The organism is Psychrobacter sp. TB20-MNA-CIBAN-0197, assembly GCF_040309765.1.
Taxonomy (GTDB): Bacteria; Pseudomonadota; Gammaproteobacteria; order Pseudomonadales; family Moraxellaceae; genus Psychrobacter; species Psychrobacter submarinus.
The window spans coordinates 1-370 of record NZ_JBEOPC010000187.1 but is presented as its reverse complement, the minus strand read 5'-3'; the positions used below and the strand labels follow the sequence as shown (position 1 = coordinate 370).

The window sequence follows — 370 nt, the reverse complement described above, 5'->3', positions numbered from 1 at the left end:
GCCTCTAGGGTGGCGAACATCGCCTGATAGAAGCCCGGCGGATGATGGCCGGACTTGAACAGACTCGGCTGCTGGCCGATGACTTCGTCGCGCCGATAACCGGTGATCTCGATAAAGGCGCGGTTGACGTGAACGATCAGACCACGGTGATCGGTTACCAGCACGCCTTCGCGGGTGCAATCGAACACGGCGGCCGCCTGACGCAGGCGCTCCCGGTCGCTGTGGCGCTCGCGCAGGCGGGCACCGCTCCCCCACCCCGCCACTCGGGCCCAGACACCCCCCACATCCGCCTCGCCGCCCCCCGCCAGCTGGACCACGAGCGGCCCCCCGGGGGACATGTCGTTGGCGACGCGCATGGCATAAGCGATCG

The 370-nt window shown here is 68.6% G+C and carries 1 protein-coding gene; it reads right to left on the bottom strand.

Going from position 1 to position 370, the window contains the following annotated elements; all coding sequences use genetic code 11:
* On the bottom strand, positions 1 to 356 hold a 356-nt coding region (locus AAEY83_RS13240; protein ID WP_351059457.1), incomplete at its 3' end, for a PAS domain S-box protein.
* Positions 357 to 370 lie beyond the last annotated feature (14 nt).